General features: G+C 59.7%; 22 protein-coding genes. 11 read left to right on the top strand and 11 right to left on the bottom strand.

The window, feature by feature from the left end; translation table 11 throughout:
• Window positions 1-295: 295 nt before the first annotated feature.
• Window positions 296-2,293: a TonB-dependent receptor plug domain-containing protein gene (locus tag PAF20_RS17545; RefSeq protein WP_271073431.1), complete on the bottom strand. Its 1,998-nt coding sequence runs from the start codon at window positions 2,291-2,293 to the stop codon at window positions 296-298.
• Window positions 2,294-2,681: 388 nt separating this feature from the next.
• Here PAF20_RS17545 and PAF20_RS17540 point away from each other — a divergent pair, with 388 nt between their 5' ends.
• The 3 genes from PAF20_RS17540 (at window position 2,682) to PAF20_RS17530 (ending at window position 5,740) form a co-directional block, all read left to right on the top strand.
• A complete protein-coding gene (locus tag PAF20_RS17540; RefSeq protein WP_271073430.1) occupies window positions 2,682-4,988 on the top strand; it encodes a glycosyltransferase family protein in 2,307 nt (768 codons plus the stop codon).
• 99 nt (window positions 4,989-5,087) lie between these two features.
• On the top strand, window positions 5,088-5,336 hold the full coding sequence (locus PAF20_RS17535; protein WP_271073429.1) for a type II toxin-antitoxin system Phd/YefM family antitoxin: 249 nt from the start codon (window positions 5,088-5,090) through the stop codon (window positions 5,334-5,336).
• Window positions 5,336-5,740: a type II toxin-antitoxin system VapC family toxin gene (locus tag PAF20_RS17530; RefSeq protein ID WP_271073428.1), complete on the top strand. Its 405-nt coding sequence runs from the start codon at window positions 5,336-5,338 to the stop codon at window positions 5,738-5,740. Before PAF20_RS17535 ends, PAF20_RS17530 begins: the two co-directional genes overlap by 1 nt.
• A gap of 372 nt (window positions 5,741-6,112) precedes the next feature.
• Here PAF20_RS17530 and PAF20_RS17520 read toward each other — a convergent pair whose 3' ends face one another.
• On the bottom strand, window positions 6,113-6,391 hold the full coding sequence (locus PAF20_RS17520; RefSeq protein ID WP_271073427.1) for a hypothetical protein: 279 nt from the start codon (window positions 6,389-6,391) through the stop codon (window positions 6,113-6,115).
• 254 nt (window positions 6,392-6,645) lie between these two features.
• On the opposite strand from PAF20_RS17520, the gene PAF20_RS17515 reads away from it, so the two are divergent.
• Entirely contained in the window at window positions 6,646-7,578 is a 933-nt protein-coding gene (locus PAF20_RS17515; RefSeq protein WP_271073426.1) for a DMT family transporter, read from the top strand.
• A gap of 4 nt (window positions 7,579-7,582) precedes the next feature.
• Here the strand turns inward: PAF20_RS17515 and PAF20_RS17510 are convergent, their stop codons facing one another.
• The 9 genes from PAF20_RS17510 to PAF20_RS17470 all read right to left on the bottom strand — a co-directional run bounded on the left by PAF20_RS17510 (window position 7,583) and on the right by PAF20_RS17470 (window position 17,668).
• Entirely contained in the window at window positions 7,583-8,191 is a 609-nt protein-coding gene (locus tag PAF20_RS17510) for a 2-dehydro-3-deoxy-6-phosphogalactonate aldolase (RefSeq protein ID WP_271073425.1), read from the bottom strand.
• Window positions 8,188-9,084, bottom strand: a complete 897-nt coding sequence (locus PAF20_RS17505) for a 2-dehydro-3-deoxygalactonokinase (RefSeq protein WP_271073424.1) — start codon at window positions 9,082-9,084, stop codon at window positions 8,188-8,190. The genes PAF20_RS17510 and PAF20_RS17505 overlap by 4 nt, the downstream gene beginning before the upstream one ends.
• A 119-nt stretch (window positions 9,085-9,203) precedes the next feature.
• Entirely contained in the window at window positions 9,204-9,842 is a 639-nt protein-coding gene (locus PAF20_RS17500) for a CDP-alcohol phosphatidyltransferase family protein (RefSeq protein ID WP_271073423.1), read from the bottom strand.
• On the bottom strand, window positions 9,842-10,789 hold the full coding sequence (locus PAF20_RS17495; protein ID WP_271073422.1) for a phosphatidate cytidylyltransferase: 948 nt from the start codon (window positions 10,787-10,789) through the stop codon (window positions 9,842-9,844). Before PAF20_RS17495 ends, PAF20_RS17500 begins: the two co-directional genes overlap by 1 nt.
• Window positions 10,786-11,409 (bottom strand): lysophospholipid acyltransferase family protein, encoded by a 624-nt coding sequence (locus PAF20_RS17490; protein WP_271073421.1) that lies wholly within the window; start codon window positions 11,407-11,409, stop codon window positions 10,786-10,788. The genes PAF20_RS17495 and PAF20_RS17490 overlap by 4 nt, the downstream gene beginning before the upstream one ends.
• 127 nt (window positions 11,410-11,536) lie before the next feature.
• Window positions 11,537-12,046 carry a gluconokinase gene (locus tag PAF20_RS17485; protein WP_434802964.1) on the bottom strand — a complete coding sequence of 170 codons (510 nt, stop codon included), beginning with the start codon at window positions 12,044-12,046 and terminating at the stop codon, window positions 11,537-11,539.
• A gap of 7 nt (window positions 12,047-12,053) precedes the next feature.
• Window positions 12,054-15,191: an efflux RND transporter permease subunit gene (locus tag PAF20_RS17480; protein ID WP_271073419.1), complete on the bottom strand. Its 3,138-nt coding sequence runs from the start codon at window positions 15,189-15,191 to the stop codon at window positions 12,054-12,056.
• Window positions 15,192-15,223: 32 nt separating this feature from the next.
• Window positions 15,224-16,462: an efflux RND transporter periplasmic adaptor subunit gene (locus PAF20_RS17475; RefSeq protein WP_271073418.1), complete on the bottom strand. Its 1,239-nt coding sequence runs from the start codon at window positions 16,460-16,462 to the stop codon at window positions 15,224-15,226.
• Between the two features lie 171 nt (window positions 16,463-16,633).
• Window positions 16,634-17,668, bottom strand: coding sequence for an Ldh family oxidoreductase (locus PAF20_RS17470; RefSeq protein ID WP_271073417.1), 1,035 nt, complete (start codon window positions 17,666-17,668; stop codon window positions 16,634-16,636).
• A gap of 107 nt (window positions 17,669-17,775) precedes the next feature.
• Between PAF20_RS17470 and PAF20_RS17465 the strand changes: the two genes are divergently transcribed.
• From PAF20_RS17465 to PAF20_RS17435, 7 genes are all read left to right on the top strand, one after another.
• A complete protein-coding gene (locus tag PAF20_RS17465) occupies window positions 17,776-19,290 on the top strand; it encodes an aldehyde dehydrogenase (NADP(+)) (protein ID WP_271073416.1) in 1,515 nt (504 codons plus the stop codon).
• Between the two features lie 609 nt (window positions 19,291-19,899).
• Entirely contained in the window at window positions 19,900-20,121 is a 222-nt protein-coding gene (locus tag PAF20_RS17460) for a hypothetical protein (protein ID WP_271073415.1), read from the top strand.
• A gap of 319 nt (window positions 20,122-20,440) precedes the next feature.
• Window positions 20,441-21,391 (top strand): GAF domain-containing protein, encoded by a 951-nt coding sequence (locus PAF20_RS17455; RefSeq protein WP_271073414.1) that lies wholly within the window; start codon window positions 20,441-20,443, stop codon window positions 21,389-21,391.
• 129 nt (window positions 21,392-21,520) lie between these two features.
• Window positions 21,521-23,047 carry an aldehyde dehydrogenase gene (gene adh / locus PAF20_RS17450; RefSeq protein WP_271073413.1) on the top strand — a complete coding sequence of 509 codons (1,527 nt, stop codon included), beginning with the start codon at window positions 21,521-21,523 and terminating at the stop codon, window positions 23,045-23,047.
• A 94-nt stretch (window positions 23,048-23,141) separates the two neighbouring features.
• Complete coding sequence (gene adhP, locus PAF20_RS17445) at window positions 23,142-24,170, top strand: alcohol dehydrogenase AdhP (protein WP_271073412.1); 1,029 nt, start codon at window positions 23,142-23,144, stop codon at window positions 24,168-24,170.
• A gap of 104 nt (window positions 24,171-24,274) precedes the next feature.
• Window positions 24,275-25,339 carry a DNA topoisomerase IB gene (locus PAF20_RS17440; RefSeq protein ID WP_271073411.1) on the top strand — a complete coding sequence of 355 codons (1,065 nt, stop codon included), beginning with the start codon at window positions 24,275-24,277 and terminating at the stop codon, window positions 25,337-25,339.
• The gene (locus PAF20_RS17435) at window positions 25,336-25,683 is read left to right on the top strand and encodes a DUF779 domain-containing protein (RefSeq protein WP_271073410.1); all 348 of its coding nucleotides are present in this window, start codon (window positions 25,336-25,338) and stop codon (window positions 25,681-25,683) included. Before PAF20_RS17440 ends, PAF20_RS17435 begins: the two co-directional genes overlap by 4 nt.
• Window positions 25,684-25,899 lie beyond the last annotated feature (216 nt).

The raw sequence follows: 25,899 nt of genomic DNA, 5'->3' as shown, positions 1-25,899 counted from the left end.
ACCGGGCAGTCGTGACCGAAAGCGACCGATTTGCCATCGGTATGGGTTCCGCTATCGTACGAAATAGATAGTGATCTGTAAGGTGATTTGGGCTGACGAAGGCTGATGGCAGGATCGATTGCACAAATTCGATCTTTTCCATCACAGTCTGTTCCAGCGATTGCCATCATGCATTGACGAAGGTTTGCAGCCACGGCACGTCCAAGGTTGTGTTGCGGCGCCGCAATCTCAAATAGCCATAGCATGGGGCCGCGCGGTATTCCGCACGGCCCCGAAAAGATCTGGGATAAATCGCTCAGAACGTCTTTGCGACTGTCAGCTTCACATTGCGTCCCGCGCCGTTCCGCGTGGCCAGATGCGGACGATATTCCTTGTCGAAGATATTTTCGACCCCGACGCGGAATTCCGATCCTTCCAGCACACCAGCCTGCGGACGATATGTGGCACGGAGGTTGTGGACGCCAATGCCGGGTGTCTCTCGATTCGTTCTATCTACCCGGTCCATTCGTGCATTGGCGAGCATTTCCCAGCTGAGATCCAACTTTTCCCCCCAACGCTTGCCAAGCGTCAGATACAGGCTGTCGGCGGGTGCATTACCCCAATGGGTTTCTTCCCCGTTGATGCCCAACGCATCGCCCTTGCTGATCGTGGCGTTCATGTCGGCGTAATAGCCGCTGGCGACGCTATAGCTTGCCTCCAGCTCCAGCCCGCGCATCTCTACCTCTGCGACGCCGGAATAAGAGGTCACATCCCAGATGTCGGATTGATAGAGATTGGCCTTCAGGCTGAGCGTATCTCCGCCCGAAAAGACGTCGACGGCGTCATAGGCCGCGCCGATCTCGTAGACGCGGGCCTTTTGCGACTGGTTCATGAAGCTGTCTTTGTCGAAATCGTCGAGGATTGGCAGGTTTTCGGTATAGGCAGCGCTAGCGAATGCCGAGAAGCCATTCGACCATTCATAGCGCGCAGAGATACCGCCCATGATTGCATCATTGTCATATTCTGTTTGTGGATTGCTGCCCGACGCGTCGGACTGACGGCGCAGCTTTTGTGTTTCGTAGCGCATTGCGGGGCTGATGGTGAAGCCGCCCCATGTGATGTCGTCCACGGCAAACAAAGCGAAGCGCCGATCTGTGCCACCGGGCGCGGAAACGGCCTCGGCCCGTTTTTTGCGAATGATCTCTGCCCCAAGGCGCAGATCGTGTTCGGCGGAACCGGTCTGGAAGCGCGATGTGTTTTTGACCGTCAGCTTTGTGGTTTCATAGCGGTGATCGGCATCGCCCAGCGAGCCGGCGGCCGGTCCGTAGGGCGAAGTACCCTCGATATAGGTGCTGTCGATCTTCTGATCGGCATGGCTGAGATTGGCTTCGATATGGATCAGCGGATTTGATGGATCATATTCATATTCTAGGACGGTCGTGCGCGTGCGGACGTCTCGGTCGACATTGCCGAAAGAGCTTCCGCCCAGACCGAACTGGTCATAGGGCACATCGTTTTCGCTGGTTTGCGTGTCGTTATAGGACAGCGTTACCGACTGATCGCGTGCCGCGCCGAATGTATATTTCGCTTTCAGCATATAGGAAGGCAGCTTGAACGGCTCTGCCCCGACATCTTCGCCGGCACCGTCGGTTTGCTCGTCCATCTTGCGAAAGACATACTGGCCCAGAATCTCAAGATCATCATTCGGCTGCCATGCCAGAATGGTCGATGAGGTCAGGCCGTCACCGTTCGAAGCGGCCTCCAGCGTCTGTCGCAGCTTATATCCCGACACCCCGCCCGTGAAATCCGAGGCATCCTTGGTTTCCAGCCTCACAATCCCGCCAACCACACCTGAGCCATATTCGAAAGACCCGACCGTCCCGCGTGAGACCGAGACGGTCTTGTAGAGAGAGGGATCGGTGTAAAGCTGCGTGCCCAACCGGTAGAGTTCTTCTGATCCCTGTGTCGCGCCATCCACCTGGATCATGACCATTTGGTCTGTGCCATAGGTGCCATTCGCGCCGAAGCCGCGGATATTGATGCCCGATCCGCTTGGTGTCGCGCCGTTGACAAGCGTGACGCCCGGCACCGTATCGACCAGTTCGGCGATCGTACCGGCCTGCCGGTCGTCTATTTCCTGCTGGTCGATATTCGTGACCGGGTTGGCAGTCTGGGTTTCGACGTCACGTTTACTTTTAAGCGTGATCTCGTCCAGCACAATCACCTCCGCGCCGCTCTGGGCCAAGGCGGCCAAAGGGGTCACAAACACAACGCTGCCCAGCAGGGCGCAGCGCACACAAAACCTGTGTCGCATATCATCTCCGATGTCTTGATTTTTGTGCTGGCGGCTTCGCTAGCTTCGGCCCGGTCGCTATCATATCCGACAAAAATAGTAAAGTTATGGATTTTAATAAAGCTCGCCGCGGCCGAGCTTACGAAATGTATTTCGGACTACAGTGTCACAGCGCTATGCGGCGCGCTTAGCCACAGCGAATTTCATAACAATCCGTAGTGCACAGATGTCCGGAGAGACACCGCGCTGAACAGCGGCACAAACAGCGGCTTCTCCTATAAAAACACGCATAAGATGTAGACGCGTGATAGAAAACTATTTTAGAGTGTTTTCGTCACAACTTTATTTGCGGTCTGGACGAGTGAGCGGGCGGACCCATTCTCATATGCACAGGAGTGGAAACTACGATATGAATGATGTCGAGCGCGCGCTTAAATATGCAGACGATGTCTTCTCGGCGACGTCCGGGTATGAGCTCGACGCGGCCCGGCTGGTCAGGATTTGCGATAACCTTCTCGCCACGCCCCATGTTTTTCCTGGCTTTTCCACAGCAAGCCAGCATCAGAGGATAGATGACGAGCCGATCGAAGCGTTGGTCCCGGCGATCCGGGGGCATGTCGAGCTGAAGTTGATGATCAGCCCGATGTCCCACATTATGGACAAAAAAAGTTTCTTGTGCTCTGTGATGGCTTTGGATGTGGCTGGGCGCACACTGGATATTGGCGGTTTGTCACGCTCGTCAAAGCCGGAAATCGATCACTACTTCTACATCGAACCGTCGAAAGATGGTGTTGTCCTGCGAAGGTTTGTGGTGCCGGACGGCGCGACCTATCTTCGGATCAAGGTGATGCGGTTCCTCAAATCCGACGATGATCTGATCCTGTCAGCTGCCTTTCAGCTTTTGCCAGCCGACCTGACACAATTGCGCGACAAGCTGATTGTTGGGCGTGGCAAAATCATGCAAGCGCTTCGTCGGTCACGAACTCAGCTTGTTGCGCCGTCGAAAGCCTACAGCAAGCCTTTTCTTTATATTATGGATGAATTCACAGAAGCCTGCATCACCGGAAGCGTCGATGCAAAGCCGCTTTCACGAACAGACTACATTAACCAAATCAGCAAGTCCGACAGCGACATGCTTTTTCTGGAAAGCTTCTGGCGTGGCAATGGAGGTGCCTGGCAGCATGGTATGACGGCCGCGACGCCGCATCATCCCAACCGTCTTGCTCTTCTGTCGGCCATTCAAAGTGCGCGGATCACCGGCAAGCACATCGTCTTCTATAACAAGGAAGATCCAATGCATTTCGATAAGTTTCTGCCGATTGCAGGGCAGGCAGATATCATTTTTACCTCTGATTCCAATAGCGTTGAAAAATACAAAGCGGCTCTACCGGGCAAATCTGTTCATGTGCTGAAATTTGCCGCCCCTTCAGAAACCTGCAACCCCGGGAACGCGCCGACATTCGAGAAGCGCGACACGGTTGCCTTTGCCGGTGGGTATTATGGCGAGAGCCACGAAGATAGGATCAGGCAAATGGACTATATGTTGCCGGCCATATCGCGCCATAACGGTTCCATTTTCGACCGGCATTCCGAACAGGCCGAGGAGCGGTATCGTTTTCCGCTGAAGTACCGTCGTTTTTGCCGCCAGTCACTGCCGTATTCGGAGATAGTGAAGGAGTATCGCAATTTCCGCGCATTTCTGAATGTAAACACAATCACCGACTCGCCCACTATGATGTCTCGTCGTGTTTATGAGCTGCTGGCCTGTGGCACGCCCGTCGTGAGCTCGCCTTCAAGAGCTATTACAGAGCAGTTTGGGGACGCCGTCTCCGTCGTGGAAACCGAAGAGGATGCGATCCGAGAGACGGGTCGTCTGATCGAAGACAAGTATTACTGGATGAGGCGCTCGCACCTAGGCTATCGGCATGTGATGAAGGGTGAAACCTATCGCGACAGGGTGGGGCAAATTCTGCAGACGGTCTATCCTGACATGGACGAAGACGCCTTTGCGCCGTTTGTTTCGATGATCACGCCGACGAAGCAGCCAGCAGATTACGTGCGTATAGTCGAAAATGCGATATCGCAGACGCATCCTCATCTGGAGTTGGTCATAGGATTTGGATACTTGTATTCAGAGCAGGACGTTGCAGCCTCGCTCGAGGAATTGGCGCGGGCTATTCGCAAGACCGGCAAAAATCTTCGCTTCAAGCATATCCATTTCCGTGAAAAGGTCTCTCTTGGGTACAAAATGAACTCGCTGATCCAGGCGGCTTCAGGTGAATTTGTTGCCAAGATGGACGACGATGACTTTTACGGCCCTAACTATATTGCAGATATGCTGTTGCCGACACGTTGGGGCGGCTATGATCTTATCGGAAAACGCGGCACATTTTGGCATGATGTCGCAACGGGACGCTATTATTTGAAGCATCCGATGCAGTGCCATCGCAGGTCTGAATTCGTCTATGGCGCTACCTTTCTGGGCCGCCGCACGATGTTTCTTAATGCGCCGTTTCAGGAGCGCTCGACTGGAGAAGATACCTTCCAGCTGCTGCAACTGGCGTCAAAAGGCTATTCGATCTATGCGGCAGACCCGTTTTGTTTCTGCGTTCAACGACGGACCTCAAACCACACTTGGTCACTGCCGGACTCGTTCTGGGACAAGGACTGCGAAGCCTTGCCCGAAGGCACCAACCTTCAGCACATCATGATTTAGGTGGGTGCGACGGGCGGCCACATCTGGTGTGCTCCGCATGGTTGAAAATCATCGATGGAACTGTTATCTATCTAGCCAAATAGCTAGACAGGTAAGGGCATGTGGAGTCTGCAGGACGCGAAGAACAAGTTTTCCGCTGTGGTGGATGCGGCGCTTGCGGGTGAGCCGCAAGAAGTCACGCGCCGGGGTAAGCCGGCTGTGGTCGTGCTTTCGGCATCCGAATATGCGCGGATATTGGCAGAGGCGCAGTCGAATCGTGGCAGTTTCGCCAAGCATCTTCTGACCCAGCCACGCGGCGAGGTAGAGGCGGAACGGGCAGAGGCCCGGCCGCGCGACGTAGCTTTCTGATGCTGATCCTTGACACGAATGTTATATCGGCGCTGCGCAGGCCAGAACGCGCGCCAGAGGTCGCGGCGTGGTTGAAGCGGCAGGATGACAATGTGCTGTATCTGTCTGTCGTAACCCTCGGCGAGATTGAGCGCGGCATCGCGCGACAGGAACAGCAGGACCCGGCTTTTGCGCGCGATCTGCGCAACTGGCTGGGTCGGACGGTGCAGTTGTTCGGTGATCGCCTGCTGCCATTCGATGCGCAATCCGCGCGGATCTGGGGACAGTTGTCGGCGCGGTTGGGGCATGCGGGTGCCGATCTGCTGATTGCTGCAACAGCACTGCATCACGATGCGGTTGTCGTTACGCGCAATGTCTCGGACTTTGAGCCGACGGGTTGCCGGATCGAAAACCCCTTTGCGTAACAAGGGCGGCGCGTCAGTCGGTGGGGCCGCTATTTCCGACCCAGAGACATTTTTGCCTCTGGGTTAAACGATGTAGCTTCCCTGGTGCTGCCTGAGTCGTTACCTTTTCACCAAGGCCGGGAATGTCACGCTGTATCTTGGTCGTCAGGCCACTACGCGAGCGACCCATCCAACGGGATCGTTCGTTTTTTTGACCGTAGGCTGCGTGCTGACGCACCCCGATCGAGGGCGAGCCGTCATTAGAAGCAGCGGCTGGATCACCGACCACTCCAAATCCGTCAGATTAAAATGTGCCATGTTCACGTCCTGCCAGTACCATTAGGAGAATCACAACCTCAGCCACCTGGGAATCCTGTTTACGGGTATTTTGACCTAATCCAGATGTGATTTCGGTTTGCTTGGCTGCTTATCCGTTCTGTAGGGGTGGCCGATGACATTGGCCCGTAACACCTCGGCGGGGGTTCTAGAACCTGCACTTTCGCGGCCGATATCCTCGCTGGAAAGCGGCGTGCCCTCTGCCCACAACATCGCCTCGACCTCCATCATGGCGAGGCGGCGGATAATGCCGGGATCATTGACCAGCTCAGCGTGCAATGCGCCTGCGCGGCACCGGCCAGACTGACCGCGAGTGAGGATCGCACATGCTGCCACGCATCAGCACTCCTCAGGCCGGAGTGAACCGCTGGCTCAGGCACTTCATCATCGGCTGGCCCGGGCAGGAACCAAAGGTCGCTGTCGTTCATATCCGCAGAATGGCAGCATCGAACAAAATGTGAATCCTGCTTCTGGTGCGATGGTGGTCAAGGTTTCGATCTTCGGCGTTGTTGACCCACGCCATTGACCCGCGAACGTCAGAGGAATAGGCAGCGGCTATACCCGAAACGAATTTCGGAAGATACCCGATCATGGACAGCCCCATTCGCGGCATCCTGCTGAAATGCTTCAGCGTGCTTGTCTTTACCGTCATGGCGGCCATCGTCAAATCGACCTCTGACGGTGGGCTTGGGGTGCCGCCGGGACAGCAGGTCTTTTTCCGCTCTTTCTTCGCGATTCCGGTCATTCTTGTCTGGCTGACATGGCGAGGAGAGTTGCGCACCGGGCTGCGCACGAACCGCCCGATGGAGCATTTTTATCGCGGTATCGCCGGTACCTGCGCAATGGCGCTGAATTTCTGGGCGCTTGCGCTGCTGCCCTTCCCCGAGGCGATTGCCATTGGCTATGCCGCGCCGCTGCTGGTGGTTGTTTTTGCGGCGATGTTTCTGGGCGAGAACGTCCGTCTTTTCCGTCTGTCGATGGTGGCCCTTGGCCTGTCAGGCGTGCTGATCGTGCTGTCACCCCAGATCGGGCTGGCTGGGGCAGAGCCCGATTTTCGCCGCACGCTTGGCGCAGTCGTCGCCTTGGGCGGCGCGGCCTGTGCCGCGTTGGCGCAGGTTTTCGTGCGCAAGATGGTGCAAGAGGAAAAGACGGCCGCAATCGTGTTCTGGTTCTCGGCAACCTCATCGGTGCTTGGGTTGTTGACCGTTCCGTTTGGCTGGGTCATGCCTGACGCGACGACTTTGGCGCTGTTGATTGCGACCGGGCTTCTGGGTGGGATGGGGCAGATCCTGCTGACCTCCGCCTATCGTTTCGGCGAGGCTTCGCTGATCGCACCCTTCGACTATGTGTCGATGATCCTGTCGGTCGCCATCGGCTGGTTCCTGTTTAACGAGGCCGCGACCCCGGTCATGCTGGCTGGTGCGTCGATTGTGATCCTTGCCGGCATCCTGATTATCTGGCGTGAACGTCAACTGGGTCTGGAACGTAACCGCCAACGCAAGGCCATGACCCCGCAGGGCTAAAGGTTTAGTCCGCCTTGTGCTCATCCCACAGCCGGACGAGTCCCTCTGCACGTTCGGCCACGGTTTCCGGCGCATCACCCGGACGATACAGTCCAGAGCCGACACCAATGCCAGAGACACCTGCCTTAAGCCATTCGCCCAGCGTATCGCTGTTAACGCCGCCGACCGCATAGCAGGCGGCATCTTCAGGCAGGACGGCGCGTATCGCCTTTAGTCCGACCGGGCCGACAAGCTCTCCGGGGAACAGCTTCAAGCCGGTCGCCCCTGCATCTAGCGCGGCGAAGGCTTCGGTCGGGGTCATGATACCGGGGAAACTTTCCATCCTGGCTGCGCGGGTCGCCCGGATCACCGTCGGGTCGCAATTGGGCGAGACGACCAGCCTGCCGCCATTTGCCGCGACCTGTTCAACTTCTGCGGGTGTCAGGACCGTTCCGGCCCCGATCTTCGCATCGTTGCCGCATTCCGCGACCAGGCGTGCGATGCTGTCAAAGGCATCCGGAGAATTCAGCGGAACCTCGATCGTTGTCACGCCAGCCCCGATCAGCGCTTTGGCGACGGCGACGGCTTCTGGCGGTGTGATACCGCGGAGAATGGCGATGATGGGACGTGTCATGACGGGTCCTGATATTGGCGCCATGCGGCAAGCAACCCGGCGCGCGTGGTGGTATCGGCATCGCCCACAACCGGGGCTGCGCCCTGTTGCTGCAATGCCGTGGAATAAAGTTCTGCCAGATATGGGGCGCCGATGATAAGCACCTGCTCGCCCAGCCAATAGGGGCGGGCGGCACCCAGATCCAGCCCGATCAGGGTGCCGGACAGGCGGGCGTGAACCTCTGCCGGGTCGCCGGGGCCGATCAGACCGGCGGCACGCAACCGGAACAGGCGCGCCCAGGCCTGATGCGGCTGGCTGAGCGCGGTTGAAACGGCATCGGCAAACGCGGCAGAGCCAGCCTGTCCTGCAGCGCCGTTCAGACTGTGGCGAAGCACCGACTGGCGGCTGAGCAGGCTGAATATCTCGCCCGTCATGACGGTCTGGAAATGGCAGATCTCACCTGCTGAGATCCGCGCCCATTTCGTATGGGTACCGGGCAGGCAGATCACGCCATCAAAATCCGGCTTCGCTGCAAGGATGCCCGCAATCTGAGTTTCTTCGCCGCGCATGACGTCGGGCGGATCAGCCTGCATGACACCGGCGGCGATCAGAACGGGCCTGCCGCCCGGATCACCGGCGACGGGTGTCAGCGCGGGAGTGGCAGTGCAGGGGACGGCGCTATAGGGAACTTCGGTCCAGCCCTGACGTGCGCCGACCATGCCGCAGGCCACCACCGGAACGGCAGGCCAACCTTCGGTCAGACGCTCCAGCTCGGCCGCGAAATCGTCGGGGCCAGACATGGCGGACATGCCACGATCCGAGCCGCGCGCTTCGATGACGGCATCCCCGCTCATGGCCCAGATGCGAAGATTGGATGTGCCCCAATCAGCCGCGATCCAGTCGATATTGCCCATGTGTCACGCGCCCCGCCATTTTTTTGTTGACGCAATTCTTCTGGCACATAATCAAATGAGCTGAAAGAGTTGCAAGATTAAAAGGCCCGGCAAGTGATACCGCGCCCTATCCGGCTTTGCTATCCGCGCAGCTTTACCAAAAGCCGCCAGCAGCGCCGCAACGCGGTAAGTGCAGCACCGATGGTGACAATCCACAATGCGATGCGCAGCACTTGGCTGTGACCGCCCCACAACGGTTCAAACATGGCAAGCAGAGCCGCAGCGGTCACAACAGCCATCCGGTGCTGCTTGGCCATCGGACCGGAAAAATCGGCGCCTTGTCCCAGATTCAAGCCCAGTTCACGGATATAGGCGGTCAGCAGTGCCATTGCCGCGGACGCCCAGCCAAGGGTCGGCGCCGCTGCCCCCAGGCCAAGCCCGACCAGTATCAGCATGTCGGATACACGATCGGGAAACTCGTTCCAGAAGCCGCCATCGGGGCTGCCCCGACCTGCCTCGACCGCGACCATGCCGTCGAACAGGTTGCACAGCAGGCGCAATTGGCAGAATCCGGCCGCAGCCAGCAGCAGAAGCTCGCGGCCAAACCCGCCCGTCGACCCGCTGGCCCAAAAGCAGGCGCCGGCCAGCAGGGCCGTGACCATGCCGGCCTGCGAGATCTGGTTCGGTGTGATCCGCGTCGAGGCCAGCCATGTGGCAATGCGGTTGGCCCATCCGGTCTGACGGCTGGCAAGGGGACGGCGGTTTTCGGGTTCGCTCATCAAACTGACCAGTAATAGCGGAGAAGGTGGAAATAGATCGGCGCGGCAAACAGCACAGAGTCCAGCCGGTCGATGAAACCGCCATGCCCGGCGATGGTATGGCCCCAATCCTTCACGCCCCGGTCGCGCTTGATGGCCGACATCACCAGCCCGCCCAGAAAACCCATCATGATGACGCACAGCCCCATCAGCCCGGCCTGCCAAAGGGTGAACGGCGTCATGAATTTCAGCGCCATGCCGATAGCGGTTGCCGACAGACAGCCGCCCAGAAATCCCTCAACCGTTTTCGAGGGCGACAGACGTGGTGCGATCTTGTGCCTGCCGACGAGCTTGCCCCAGACATATTGCAGCACATCGGAAAGTTGCACGGTCACGACCAGCCAGGCAATCAGCAGAACGCCGCGGCCTTCGTGACCGGGGATGTTCAGGCTCATCAAGGCCGGAACGTGCGAGACGCAGAAGACGCAGATCATCAGGGCCCATTGCATTTCGGCCACGCGGATCAGGAAGTTCCGCGTTTCCCCGGACAGCGCGGAAACAACGGGCAGCAGCAGGAACACCCAGACCGGAATAAAGATGGAATACAGCCCGTACCATTCGATCCAGATCAGGTAGAACTGCACCGGCAGCACGATGAAGAACGCGGCTGCCAGCGTGTTGTGATCGGCGCGGCTGGCATTGGTCAGGGTCATGAATTCCCGCAATGCCGCGAAAGAGCATATGAAGAACAGCAGCACGACACCCGTCCGGCCGCCAAGCAGCGCGACAGAGATCGTGATTGCCATCACCCACCACGCGCGGATCCGGTCGTTCAGGTTCTCGACCGCGGCATTCTCTCCATCCGGGGAATATCGCCGCTGAAGTATCGCACCGATGATCGAGGCGACCAGCAGAACGCCCCCGATCCCGGCAATGGTCGCCAGAAGGTCCGCACGAACGTCGTTCATGGCGCGTCCTCCTGCCGGGGTTTGAGCGATAGCAGCGCTGTGCGCGCCCGGGCCAGGAAAGCGTCCTTCGTTTCATCTTTACCCACATGCATGGGTGCGCCGAAGATCACTTTGCACATCAGCGGGACCGGGATAAATGACCCCTTGGGCAGCACACGGTTCAGATTGTCGATCCAGACCGGAACGACATCAATGCCGGGCCGCGACCGGGCAAGCCGGTAGATGCCGGAACGGAAGGCAAGCAGCTCTGTATCTGTCAGATTGCGCGTGCCTTCGGGGAAGATGATCAATGACGAACCCTCGTCAAGCGCCGCTGCCATCTGTGCGATCGGATCGTCCTCGACGCCGTCACGATTGCGTTCGATCAGAAGGCTGTTGAAGACGTCGCTGCCGATGAATTCACGCAACCCGCCCCTGCGCCAGTAATCGGCCCCGGCAACGGGCCGCGTCCTGCGCCGGTGCGATTTTGGCAGAACCGCCCAGATCAGGACGAAATCGCCGTGGCTGACATGGTTGGCGAAATAGATGCGCTGATGACGCTCTGCCGGGTCGAAGCCCTGCCATTGCGGCTGCACAGCGGTCAGCAGATGCGCGAAGGTGGTGATCGCCCACGCTGTCATATCTGCGGCGACGGCCCTTGAACTCGTAACAAAACCTTTGCGTTGCATCGTCCCGTGCCGCTTAACCTTCGGGCGAGACTAACAATTTGAAAAAGCACCGCAAGCGGTAGGATTCCCGCGCAAGCGCCTAATCGTGCTGTTGCAACCATCCCGCCGCAGCATCCGTCAGTAGTTCCGGGCCCAGCATCGCATCAAGCGCGATCCCGGTTTCTCCAGGGGCCAGCGGTTCCAACGTCGCAGCCTGACTCTCGGCAAGTGCAGCGTTCATGAAGTGGCCGGGGCGATCTGCCATCCTGTGCCGGGCGGCGGCCAGCGGCAAATCAAGATGCACGAAGGCCACCGGGCCGTGTTGAGAGAGTATATCGCGATAGCTGCGCTTCAGGGCTGAACAGCTTGCAACGGCTCCGGGGCCGGTTTGCAGCGCCTTTTCCATCGCGGCGGCAATTGCTGCCAGCCAGGGCCCGCGCATTTCGTCGGTCAGGGGTCTGCCCGACTGCATCGCTGCTATATTTTCGGCCGGGTGCAGCGCATCCCCTTCTATCATGGAAAAGCCGAGGCGTTTTGACAGCGCCTCGGCCAAGGTGGATTTTCCGCATCCGGATACGCCCATGACAACGATGCGTGGCGGCAACGGCACAACCGGCTCAGACCCGTGAGGGGGTCGGCTGCGTCACCGCGTCATCGTCTTCCATCCTGTCGCCGCGGCCTAACAGCCTGCGCATCAGGACATAGAACAGCGGCGCGAACAGGATGCCCAGAACGGTTGCCATCAATGTTCCGCCCAGAACCGTCGCACCGATCGCGTTCCGGCCCGCAGCACCCGCGCCTGTCGACAGAACCAAAGGTGTCACGCCAAGCGAAAAGGCGATTGAGGTCATGATGATCGGGCGGAAACGCTGGCGCGCGGCCTCGACCACGGCGCGGTACAGGGGTGCGCCGGCCACCGATTGCTCTCTGGCAAATTCCACGATCAGGATCGCGTTCTTGCCGGTCAGACCGATCACCGTCAGCAGGCCGACCTGGAAGAAAACACCATTGTCGAAGCCGCCCACATATGCGCCAAGCAATGCACCAAGCACACCGATGGGCATGACCAGAATAACCGCAAGCGGGATCGACCAGCTTTCATAAAGTGCTGCCAGACACAGGAACACCGCCGCCAGCGACAGCGCATAAAGCAGCGCGGTCTGGTCGCCGGATTCGCGTTCTTCCAGTGACAGGCCCGTCCACGACACGTTGAAACCGGCAGGAAGCTGGCTTGCCAGGTTCTCGATCTCGGCCATCGCGTCGCCGGTGCTGACGCCGGGCATGGGGCTGCCCTGCAACTGCATCGCCGGCACACCGTTATAGCGCGTCAGGCCCTGCGGTCCGAAGGTCCATTCGCCTTCCGCGAAATTCGCAAATGGTACCAGCCCGCCGGATGCGTTCCGAACCCGCCATTTCTCAAGGTCGGTCGGGACCGAACGGCTGTTCGCCTCGCCCTGAACATAGACCTTCTTGATCCGGCCCCGGTCGACGAAGTCGTTCACATAGGTGCCCGTCCACGCAACCTGCAGCAGTCCCGCCACATCGGTCGCGCTGATGCCCATCGCCCCGGCCTTCTGCCAGTCGATGTTCAGGCGGTACTGCGACGCATCCTCCAGCCCGGAAGGCCGGGTCTGTGTGATCAGCGGGCTTTGCGCGGCCATGCCCAGCATCATATTGCGGGCCTCCAGCAGCTGTTCGTGGCTTTGTCCGCCGCGCGCCTGCAAATAGAAATCGAAGCCCGAGACGTTGCCGAGTTCGATGACAGAAGGCGGCACGATCGGGAACACCATGGCATCCCTGATCTGGCTGAGCGCACCGAAAGCCCGCCCGGCGACGGCCTGAACGGATTGTGAGGGATCGGGCCGTTCCTCCCAATCCTTCAGGCGCACGAAGGCCATGCCGACATTCTGGCCCATCCCGGCAAAGCTGAAGCCGACGACCCCGAACATGGAATCAACCGAGGCCGCTTCCTGTTCCAGAAAATACCGTTCGACCTCGTCCACAACAGCCTGCGTGCGTTCTGCAGTCGCCCCGGTCGGGCCCTGGATCAGAACGAACATGATCCCCTGATCTTCGTCCGGCAGAAAGCCCTGTGGCGTCTTGATGAACAGAAACACCATTGCCGCACCAAGGGCTGCGTAGATCAGCAATACGCGCAGCGGGCGGCGCACGATCCAGCCGACGGCGCCGGTATATCCGCGCGTCGTGCCGTCGAAGCCGCGATTGAACAGGCCGAACAGCCCGCCACGCTTGCCATGCGTCGGCTTCAGCATGGAAGCACAAAGGGCAGGTGTCAGCGTCAATGCGACGACCACGGACAGCGCCATTGCCGACACAATCGTGATCGCGAATTGCTGATAGATCACCCCGGTGGAACCGCCAAAGAACGCCATCGGCACGAAGACAGCCGACAAAACAAGGGCGATGCCGATCAGTGCGCCGGTGATCTGGCCCATGGATTTCCGCGTTGCCTCGCGCGGGTTCAGCCCCTCTTCCTCCATGATGCGCTCGACGTTCTCGACCACGACAATGGCGTCATCAACCAGAAGACCGATGGCCAGCACCATGGCCAGCATGGTCAGCGTGTTGATGGTAAAGCCGAACACCGCCATGATCCCGAAGGTCCCCAGCAGAACGATGGGTACGGCCAATGTCGGGATCAGCGTCGCCCGCCAGTTTTGCAGGAAGATATACATCACGACAAAGACCAGAACGATGGCCTCGATCAGCGTCTTGACGACCTCTTCAATCGAGATCTCGACGAAGGGAGAGGTATCGAAGGGGATCACATATTCGACGCCTTCGGGGAAGAATTCGGCAAATTCCTCCATCCTCTCCTTGACGCGTTCCGCCGTATCAAGCGCGTTCGCCCCCGGCGCCAGGCTTAGCGCCATGCCTGACGAGGGACGCCCGTTATAGGTCGCATCGGCGACATAGGATTCCGCGCCGATTTCGATCCGGGCAACATCCTGCAACAGGACCAGCCCGCCGTTTTCCTCTGCCCGCAGCACGATCTGGCGGAATTCCTCTGGCGTGGACAGCAGCGATTGCGCAGTTACGGTCGCGTTCAGCTGCTGGCCCTGCATGGTCGGACGCCCGCCGAACTCACCGGCTGAAATCTGGGTGTTCTGGGCTGAAACCGCGTTGACCACATCCGAAGGTGTCATCTCAAAGGCGGCAAGCTTTGACGGCTCGAGCCAGATGCGCATCGCGTATTGCGCACCGAAAACCTGCACGCTGCCGATCCCTTCCACCCGACTGAGGTCGTCGACGAGGTTGGTGACAAGATAATCTGACAAATCGGCCTGATCGTAACTGTCATTGCCGACAAGCCCGATCACCATCAGAAAGCCTGATGCGGCCTTTTCGACGGCGATGCCCTGCCTTTGCACGGGTTGCGGCAGCAGGGATGTCGCCTGGCTCAGCTTGTTCTGGACCTGAACCTGGGCGATATCTTCATCGGTGCCGGTTTCGAATGTCAGCGTGGTGGTGGACGACCCTGCCGAGGTCGAGCTGGAGGACATGTATCTGAGTCCATCCAGTCCCGTCATCTGCTGTTCGATGATCTGGGTGACGGTATTCGACACCGTTTCGGCCGAGGCGCCGGGATAGGTCGCGCGGATCGTCACCGAAGGCGGTGCGATCTGCGGATATTGCGCGATCGGCAGAGAGACGATCGACAAAACGCCGATCCCCATGATGATGATAGAAATGACCCATGCGAAAACCGGGCGATCAATGAAAAAACGGGCCATGGCTCTGCCTTCGATAATCCGGGCGTTGCGGTTTATTCAGCGGCGGGGGCGGCTTCTTCCGCCTCTGGCTGGCTTTCTTCGGCGGGCGCGGTGTCAGCCGCTGTGGCTTCTTCTGTGGCGGGCGCTGCTTCGGCTGCCTCGCCCTGTGCGGCCCCCGCAGCTGCTTCGCCTTCAGCGGGCTGTTCCTGACGTTCCTCTGGCGTGACGGTCGCACCGGGTCCGATACGCTGGAAGCCTTCGACGATCAGGCGCTCTCCATCGGCCAGCCCCTCGCGGACAACCCATGTGTTTCCGCGATCCTGCACGATATCAAGCTGCCGCTCTTCCACGACATTATCGGCATTCACGACATAGGCCACCGGACGCCCCCGGCGGTCGCGGGTCACACCTTCCTGCGGCGCAAGAATGACGCCTTCCAGCGTGGCCTGCGGGATCTCTGCCTGAACATACATGCCCGGCAGCAGCAGGCTGTCGGGATTTGCGACTTCGATCCGCAGGGTGACGACGCCGGTCGTTTCATCGACATGCGGTTCGGCCCCCATGAGAGAGCCCTGTTGATCGTAATCCGTCCCATCAGCCAGATGCAGCGTGACAGAGGCATCGGCATCTTTCGGCAGGACCGCGCGGGCACCCTGACGTTGCCAGCGAATGATCTCTGCCGCCGATTGCGTCACATCAACCTGAATGGGGTCAATCTGACGGATCACCGCCAGCGGGGTCGCCTGACTGGCGGTCACAAGCGCGCCCTGCGATGCCTGTGTGAGCCCGATTACCCCATCCAGCGGGGCACGGATGGTGGTCCGGTCAAGATCGATATTCGCCGCATCAACCGCAGCCTGCGCGGCCTGCACCGCCGCACGTGCGGCATCGCGTGCGGCAATGGCGCTGTCTTCGGTCTGCTGGCTGGCCACGCTGCGGCTGCGCAGTGCGCCGATCCGCTCTGCCTCTCGGGCGGCTTCATCCGACTGCGCCTGAGCCTGCGCCAGAGCCGCCTCTGCCTGTGCCACCGCAGCCTCATAGCTGCGGGCGTCGATTCTGAACAGCGGATCTCCCTCGGAAACCGTGCTGCCCTCTTCGAAGGTGCGTTCGAGAATAAGGCCGTTGACCTGTGGCCGCAGCTCCGCCTCGGCAGAGGCGATGACACGGCCGGGCAGGGACGAGGTCAGCGTGACATCCTCAGCTTGCAGCGTGACAAAGGTGACCGCTGGCGGCGGTGCCTCACCACCCGGTGCCTGCGCATTCGCAGGTGCCGCGAAGATGGCAAGCCCCATGACGGAAGCCTGCAAGAAAACCCGAATAGTTCTCATCGTTGAATAACCATTTTCGAGGACAAATGAATGACGACCGGCCAGTGAAATCGCACATTTGGCCTGATCACGTGCCCGTGCACCATATGTCAGGCATATGGCGGCTGCAATCGGAAGCGACACGTTCCCGTCGCGTTAGGCTTTGATCTCGCCGGGATTATCCCGCAGCCGTTGCATCATCGCAACTTCATCACCTGTGAGCGTGATGCCGTCCTGCGCCGTTTTTCTGCGTGCGGCGAAGCGCCGTTGAGACGGCAGTCTTGCACCCTGACCGGCGATGGCGTCCAGAAATGCCTCTGCCCGGCGGAACGGATCGCCGGGCCGTCCGGCGGCGAAGCGGCGGGGCGAGAATGCGATGACCAGCTCTCCATGATGGGGCAGAATTGCGGTCGTTCCCAGATAGTCCAATGCCTCGTCGCTTGTCAGATCGCCAATCATCGCGCCGGCCAGCAATTCGATCATGGTCGAGATGGCCGATCCTTTATGCGCACCGAATGGCAGCATCGCGCCTTCAAGGGCGGCTGCCGGATCGGTTGTGGGGTTGCCGTCACGATCGACGGCCCAGCCTTCCGGCAGCGGCTTGCCGGCTTGACGATGCAGCTCAATCTCACCCCGCGCGACGACAGAGGTGGCGAAATCGAACACATAAGGCGGCGCGTCGGGCCGTGGCCAGCCGAAGGCAAACGGGTTGGTGCCCAGAAGGGGCGCATTGCCGCCCGAAGGCGCCACGGAGGAATAGCTGGGGCACATGGCCATTGCTGCGAGGCCGCGCTCGGTCAGCGCTTCGATCTCTGGCCAGAGGGCCGAGAAATGGGTGCAGTTGTTGATGACAAGTGCCGCGATGCCCAGCTTCTCTGCCCGCTCGGCCAGAACCGGGGCGCCAAGGGCGAAGGCCGCGGGTGAAAAGCCGCCATCAGCATCGACACGAACGATCCCCGCGCCGTCATCCGTCAGGGCCGGCACAGCGTCGGGTTTCACCTTTCCTGCGGCCAATGTGCGCAGGCAACCCTCGATCCGATAGACGCCATGCGATTTGCAGTTGTCCCGCTCTCCGGCAAGGATCACACCGGCAGCCGGCCCGGCCTGTTCTTTGGTCAGCCCGGCATTCACGAAGATTTCTTCGATGCTCTGACGAAGCTGTTCTGCGGTGAAGGTTCTGGCATTGCTCATGACGGCCTCATGCGAGTGGTGAGTCAGGTTGCGTCAATTGTATACGTCATGTATGCAAGATCGGCAATAACGATGTCAGGCATCACAAAGGTCAGGAGGTCCCCCTCATGCATTTCACCCCCCACGGCAAACATCTTATCGCTGGCGACTGGGTTGGCGGTGACCGGCAGTTTGCGTCGGAGCCGGCGCATGGTCCTTCGCATCAGTTTTCGGTCGGCACGGTCGATCTGGTGGATCGCGCCTGTGAGGCTGCAGAGGATGCGTTCTGGACCTACGGTTATACGTCGCGCGAGGACCGGGCGAAGTTCCTCGACGCGATCGCCGATGAGATGGAGGCCCGCGCCGATCGGATCACCGAAATCGGCACGCAGGAAACCGGCCTGCCCGAGGCGCGCCTTCAGGGCGAGCGGGGGCGGACGACGGGCCAGCTGCGCCTGTTCGCCGATCACATCCGCAAGGGCGATTATCTGGACCGCCGCCATGACGAGGCACTGCCCGAGCGCCAGCCCCTGCCGCGCCCCGATCTGCGCATGATCCAGCGGCCGATCGGGCCGGTCGCGGTCTTCGGGGCCTCGAACTTTCCGCTGGCCTTTTCGGTGGCCGGCGGGGATACGGCGGCGGCGCTCGCCGCGGGCTGCCCGGTCGTGGTGAAGGGCCATTCCGCCCATCCCGGCACCGGCGAGATCGTGGCCGAAGCGATCCATGCCGCCATTGAGGCGACCGGCATGCCCAAGGGCGTGTTCAGCCTGATTCAGGGCGGCGACCGTCAGGTCGGGCAGGCCCTGGTCCAGCATCCGCTTATCAAGGCGGTGGGCTTCACGGGATCCTTGGGCGGGGGCAGGGCGCTGTTCGATCTGTGCGCGCAGCGGCCAGAGCCGATCCCGTTCTTCGGAGAGCTTGGGTCTGTGAACCCGATGTTCGTCCTGCCCGAGGCCGCGCAGGCCCGCGGGGCCGCAATCGGCAAGGGCTGGGCCGGATCGCTGAGCATGGGCGCGGGCCAGTTCTGCACCAATCCCGGCATCGCCGTGGTAGAGCAGGGGCCGGCGGGCGACGCCTTCGTGCAGGCCGCTGCTGACGCGTTGAACGAGGTCGGCCCGCAGATCATGCTGACCGGCGGTATCGCGAAGGCCTATCGCGACGGCAAGGCGCGTTTCGACGGGCGCAACAGCGTGAAACCCATCGTCACCACCGACAGCACGGGGCGCGAGGCCAGCCCGAACCTTTATGAAACCGACGCGCAGACCTATCTTCAGGATCACGCTTTGGGCGAAGAGGTTTTTGGCCCCTTGGGTCTTGTGATCCGGGTCGGCGGCGTGGATGAAATGGTCGCGCTCGCCAAGGGGTTCGAGGGTCAGCTGACCGCGACGCTCCAGATGGATGAGGCCGACGCCGAGGCCGCGCGTCAATTGCTTCCGGTGCTGGAACGCAAGGCCGGCCGCGTGCTGGCCAACGGCTTCCCCACCGGCGTCGAGGTCGCCGACAGCATGGTCCATGGCGGCCCATACCCGGCCTCCACCAATTTCGGCGCAACTTCCGTCGGCACCCTGTCCATCCGCAGATTCCTGCGCCCGGTCAGCTTCCAGAATATCCCTGAAAGCATCATGCCAAGGGATCTGGGGTAACCCACCCGCCGGGCGTATCATCGGCGCCCGGTTCACGGTCAGACGAGTTGGGTTAATCCGAACCGGCTACCGACAGATCATCGACGCGGGGCTTGCCTTATTTCTTTGGAAAGAAAGGCTTCAGACATGCCATTTGTCCATCTTTCCGCTAGAAAGATTGCTTCTTGATCGGGTCCCCATGTGGAGCCTGAATCATGCCAAACCAATAAGACTAATGATCAGCGGCCTTGGTCAAGTCATGTATTAATTTATGAGTCGAGTTTGTTGGCCGAACATTGAAACTCAAAAAGGACAAGCCCCTTCCCTTACTAAAACAAACCCAGACGGGATAACATCGACCGTACGTTTCGATGGAGTGGATGGAGATGTGTTGATAGACCGCAAGCTTTCGGTCGTGACGACATCAAAAGCTAAAAATCAGGTCGTTAGACAGTCCGAGGTCTTGGAGCAAAATGGTTTGACTGCCCGTTGGGAGGTACCGACCCAAGCACAGGCAAACCGGGCTACGAGAATGTTCGAAGAATTAAATGTAACAAACATAACCGTGAAGGTGGTGCCAGAATGACAACGTCTCTTTCTGAAAGGCTATGTATGTGTCTTACAGACTTGTTGTTCCAACTTGAGTCTGCCGATGACGAACAGGTTAATAGTGATTTTGCGGTCTCTCTGATGGAGGGCGTGGGTGTGGAGCTACAAGAATTGCAGGGCCGAGATTTGATGGAGTTTATTTCGATCATCCGCAAGTTAGCAGACAGTGCTTCAAATGAAGCTAGGAAAAACTACTTAGCAGAATTCCCAGACAATTTTGGACTGCAGGATAACATATCCTGAATCACTCGTCCTTCGGTTCGAAGTACTTTGGCATTTGTATTGCGCAATAGCTGACGTCATTGACCCGCCCCCGAACTTTCATCCAGCTGCGACGGGCGTCCGCTGGTCATTTACGCCTTTGAGGAAGGATATACCGTCCGGGAAGACGCCCAAGACGCGGGTGCGGCGGCGGATCAGTTCGGGCTATCACGGATTGCTTTGCCACGGTTCCCTTGTAGGTCGAAACGGATAGGCAGTTGCTGGCCGCAGGGCATGTCAGATCATAATTTTTCCTATGTCGGTTGCGAATCTTGCTATCCTCGGGCGGGGAGGCAGAATCATGGTGCGGAAGTCGCATGCCGATTTCGTGGTAGAGCAGTCGCAATCCGGCAATGCCGGCTCGGCGCTTGTGACCTCTTGGCGGCGGTCGATGCTGAAATATGGGCTCGACCCGGCGACGACGCGGCTTCCCGGCCGGATTTCGGATGCAGAACTGCAAGAGCGGCGGGCGGCGGCAGATCTTCTGGTTGACCTCGCGAATCCGCAGCTCGACCGGCTTTATTCGCTGGTTGGTCTGTCGGGCTGCAATGTGCTGCTGACCGACTGTGAGGGGATGATACTGGCGCAGCGCGTCCGCGATGGAGAGGCGGCGCAGTTCCGCGAATGGGGCCTCTCGGAAGGCTTTGACTGGTCCGAGGCCGCGCAGGGCACTAACGGCATCGGCACCTGTCTGGCAGAGGGCAGGGCGCTGACGATCAACAGGGACGAACATTTTCACACCCGCAATACCGGCCTGTCCTGCATGGATGCGCCGATCTGGGGGCCGGATGGTCGGCTGGTAGCGGCGCTTGATGTCAGCGCGGTGAAAGGTGCCGCGACAGACAGTCTGGCCCGCCTGATCGAGGCGCAGGTCGCCCAGACTGCCAGTGCGATCGAAGCATCGTTGTTCCGTGCGGCCTTTCCCGGTGCGCGGATCGTGGTGGCTGATGCGGAACGGGGCGGTTCGGCCTCGCTCATCGCGGTGGACAAGGATGATCTGACCATTGGTGCGACTCGCGCCGCGCGCAAGGCGTTCGGCCTGCCGCGCGAGGGTGATATCAAGCCGCACCCGGCCACCGATCTGCTGGTGCGCGACGACGATATGCGCGGTTTTGACAAGGGAGAGCGTGCCGCCATTGCCCGTGCCCTTGCGCGAAGTGATGGCAACGTCACGGCTGCGGCGCGGGCGCTTGGGATCGGGCGGGCGACGCTGTATCGACGCATGGCAAAGCTGGGGCTGGAGCAGAAATAGCGCACGACTGTCTCACTGCTGAGACAGGTGCGGATGCGGTGTCCGCCTGCCAGATTGTGCGAATCTGATCCGAGGCCGATCCTTCCTCCATCCCCGGGGACATGCTGCCGGGAATTGGAGGAGGAAAAAATGCCGAACGATCAGCCACGCGAATTTCAGGGTGTCAGCGCGATGCCTTTTGCCAGCCGCTACGACAATTTCATTGGCGGGAAATGGGTTGCACCGACGCAGGGCCGCTATTTCAACAATGTGACCCCGATCACCGGGGCGGATGTGGGCGAGATCGCCCGGTCCAGTGCGGAAGATATTGAGCTTGCACTGGATGCCGCCCATGCCGCGAAGGACAAATGGGGCAATGCCTCCTCGACCGAGCGTGCCAATACGCTGCTGAAGGTCGCCGACCGGATGGAAGCGAATCTGGAACTGCTCGCCACCGCCGAGACATGGGACAACGGCAAGCCGATCCGAGAGACGATGGCCGCCGATGTGCCGCTGGCAATCGATCATTTCCGGTATTTTGCTGGGGTTCTGCGGGCGCAGGAAGGCTCTATTTCCGAAATCGACCATGACACGGTCGCCTATCACTTCCACGAACCGCTTGGCGTTGTGGGCCAGATCATCCCGTGGAACTTCCCGCTGCTGATGGCGGCGTGGAAGCTGGCACCTGCGCTTGCTGCTGGTAACTGTGTGGTGATGAAGCCCGCCGAACAGACGCCGGCCAGCATCATGGTCTTCATGGATCTGGTGGCCGATATCCTGCCGCCGGGCGTGCTGAACATCGTCAACGGTTTCGGGCTGGAGGCCGGCAAGCCGCTTGCCAGCAACCCCCGCATCGCCAAGATCGCCTTCACCGGCGAGACGACGACAGGTCGTCTTATCATGCAATATGCAGCCGAAAACCTGATCCCGGTGACGCTGGAACTGGGCGGCAAATCACCCAACATCTTCTTCGATGACGTCGCGCGTGAGGATGACGATTTCTTCGACAAGGCGCTTGAAGGCTTCACCATGTTCGCGCTCAATCAGGGTGAGGTCTGCACCTGCCCGTCGCGTGCTCTGGTGCATGAATCCATCTTCGATGAATTCATGGAGAAGGCGATCAAACGGGTCGAGGCGATCAAGCAGGGCGACCCGCGCGAAAGCGACACGATGATCGGCGCGCAGGCCTCCAGCGAGCAGAAAGAGAAGATCCTGTCCTATATGGATATCGGCCGCAAAGAAGGCGCCGAGGTCCTGACCGGGGGCGAGGCCGCCGATCTGGGGGGCGATCTTAAGGACGGCTATTACATCAAGCCGACCGTCTTCAAGGGCAACAACAAGATGCGCGTCTTCCAGGAGGAGATATTCGGTCCAGTCGTGTCCGTGACCACCTTCAAGGACAAGGAAGAGGCGTTGGAGATCGCGAATGACACGCTCTACGGTCTTGGTGCCGGATTATGGAGCCGCGATGCCAATACCTGCTACCGCATGGGCCGCGCGATCAAGGCGGGCCGCGTGTGGACCAACTGCTATCACGCCTATCCGGCGCACGCGGCCTTTGGCGGCTACAAGCAGTCGGGTATCGGTCGCGAAAACCACAAGATGATGCTCGACCACTATCAGCAGACCAAGAATATGCTGGTCAGCTATGCCCCGCAGAAGCTGGGCTTCTTCTGATCCACTGAACATCGCAGGCGGGGGCTGTCATGGCCCCCACCCATTCAACCGCCCCCGGCGGGCGGGAAAGTCATGCTTAAAACCGGAGGAAATTATGGCCCAGAAAATGAAAGCCGCAGTTGTTCGCGAGTTCGGAAAGCCTTTGGAGATCGAGGATGCCCCCGTGCCGGAACCCGGCCCCGGCGAGATTCAGGTCAGGATTGAGGCTTGCGGGGTCTGCCATACCGACCTGCACGCCGCCCATGGCGACTGGCCCGTGAAACCCAACCCGCCCTTCATTCCGGGCCATGAGGGCGTGGGCTATGTCTCGGGCGTCGGTCAGGGCGTCAAGAACGTCAAGGAGGGCGACCGCGTCGGCGTGCCGTGGCTCTATACCGCCTGCGGACATTGCCCGCATTGTCTGGGCGGCTGGGAAACCCTGTGCGAAAGCCAGCAGAATACCGGCTATTCGGTGAATGGCGGTTTTGCGGATTACGCGATTGCCGACCCGAATTTCGTTGGCCACCTTCCCGAGAATGTCGGTTTTGTCGAGATCGCGCCGATCCTTTGCGCGGGCGTCACGGTCTATAAGGGGCTGAAGATGACCGATACGAAACCCGGCGATTGGGTGGCTATTTCGGGGATCGGCGGGCTCGGTCACATGGCGGTGCAATATGCAAAGGCCATGGGTCTGCGCGTGGCGGCGGTCGATATTGACCCGTCAAAGCTGAAACTGGCCACGGAACTGGGGGCCGAGTTGACCGTCAACGCAATGGAAAACGACCCCGGCGACTATCTGAAGAAAGAGGTTGGCGGGATGCATGGCGTCCTGGTCACCGCCGTTTCTCGCCCGGCATTTGCGCAGGCGCTCGGCATGGCGCGGCGGGGCGGGACGATTGCGCTGAACGGCTTGCCGCCGGGTGACTTCCCGCTGCCAATCTTCGACACGGTCCTGAACGGGCTGACCATTCGCGGCTCTATCGTCGGCACCCGGCTGGATCTTCAGGAATCGCTGGATTTCGCGGGTTCGGGTCAGGTTCACGCCCACACTGCGGCAGAGCCTCTGGACAATATCAACGACATATTTGGCAGGATGGAAAAGGGCAAGATCGACGGACGTATCGTGCTGGATATGTCGGCATGACGAACCTGTCTGCGGCGGCGCAACCCGCCGCAGACGTCTCATTGGCAACTTATTTGCTGCCTTCCACGTTCAGTCTCATATCCGGTCCGGGACGGAGCGCGAACATGCCGAAGGACACAAGACCTGCAATTGTTGACCCCGAAGACGCAGCCGAAAGTGTGGGGTTGATCTATGTCAGCGATGATTCACCTGGCATCAGCCGTGCCCGATCCGGCAAGGGTTTCAGCTATCGCGGCAGCAATGGTCAGACGATCACCGACAAAAGGCGGCGCGCGCGTCTCAATGCGCTCGCCATTCCGCCAGCTTGGCAGGATGTGTGGATCTGTCCCGATCCGCGCGGGCATTTGCAGGCTACTGGCCGTGACGCGAGGGGGAGAAAGCAATATCGCTATCACCCCGATTTCCGAGAGGTCCGTGATGGCGCGAAATATGACCACATGCTGCAATTCGCCACAGCGCTGCCGAAGATCCGTCAACAGGTTCACAAGGATCTGGGGCGTCGCGGCCTGCCAGCGGAAAAGGTGCTGGCAACTGTTGTCTGGCTTCTGGAAAACACCATGATACGCGTGGGTAATACCGACTATGCACGAAGCAACAAATCTCATGGTTTGACCACGTTGCGCGACCGGCATGTCGATATAGACGGCAGCAAGATCAGATTCAAATTCAAGGGCAAAGGCGGGAAGGATTGGGATCTGGGAATCACTGACCGCCGCGTGGCAAAGATCGTGCAATCGGTGCAGGATCTCCCGGGTCAGCACCTTTTTCAATACGAGGACGAAGACGGCGACCGGCAACAGGTATCTTCAACCGAGGTGAACGACTATCTGCGAGATATTTCGGGCAGCGAAGTGACCGCCAAGGACTTTCGCACCTGGACCGGAACCGTTCTGGCTGCGATTGCTCTGGCTGAATATGAAAAGGCGGATAGTGAATCCGCCGCCAAGGCCAATGTCCGCGATGCGATTGAATCGGTGGCCGCCCATCTGGGCAATACGCCCGCAATCTGTCGCAAGTGCTACGTTCATCCGCAGATTATCGATGCCTATATGGCGGATGAGCTGAAACTTGAATTGCGTGATAAGATCGAAAAGAAGCTGAAGAAGCCCGGACTTCGGCACGAGGAAAAACAGGTTCTGAAATTCCTTGAGGAAAGGTTGAAAACATGAGCACCGTGACCGCCACCGATTCCGCTCTTGAACTGATCGCGGAGATCACCGCCGATCATGGCCCCGTCCTTTTCCACCAGTCAGGCGGCTGCTGTGACGGCTCGTCACCGATGTGCTATCCGCAGGACGACTTCAAGGTCAGTGAGCGTGACGTGAAGCTGGGAGAGATCGGCGGCGCGCCGTTCTATATCTCGGCCTCGCAGTATGAGACATGGAAGCACACCGACCTTATCATCGACGTCGTGCCTGGTAGGGGCGGTATGTTCAGCTTGGACAACGGTCGCGAGAAACGCTTCCTGACCCGCTCTGACATCTGTGCTGTGCCCGGTCAGCCGATTGTGTGATTATAACGGGTCTGGCTGCTTGCTGGTATCTCTCGAAGAATCTTGGCTTCCTTACGGCATGACGCGCTTGACTTACGAACCTTGTTTCACACCCTGGAGTGGACAAACCCAATCGCCTTCGCGCGGGTCGAGGTTACACTTATTCATGAGTCATTAAATTGCCGGGTATTCCGATGACACGCCCAGACGGTGGTGAGGTGGATCAACCTTCACGAA

The organism is Paracoccus albus (genome assembly GCF_027913035.1).
GTDB classification, from domain to species: domain Bacteria; phylum Pseudomonadota; class Alphaproteobacteria; order Rhodobacterales; family Rhodobacteraceae; genus Paracoccus; species Paracoccus albus.
This window is presented reverse-complemented; position numbering and strand designations above follow the sequence as displayed.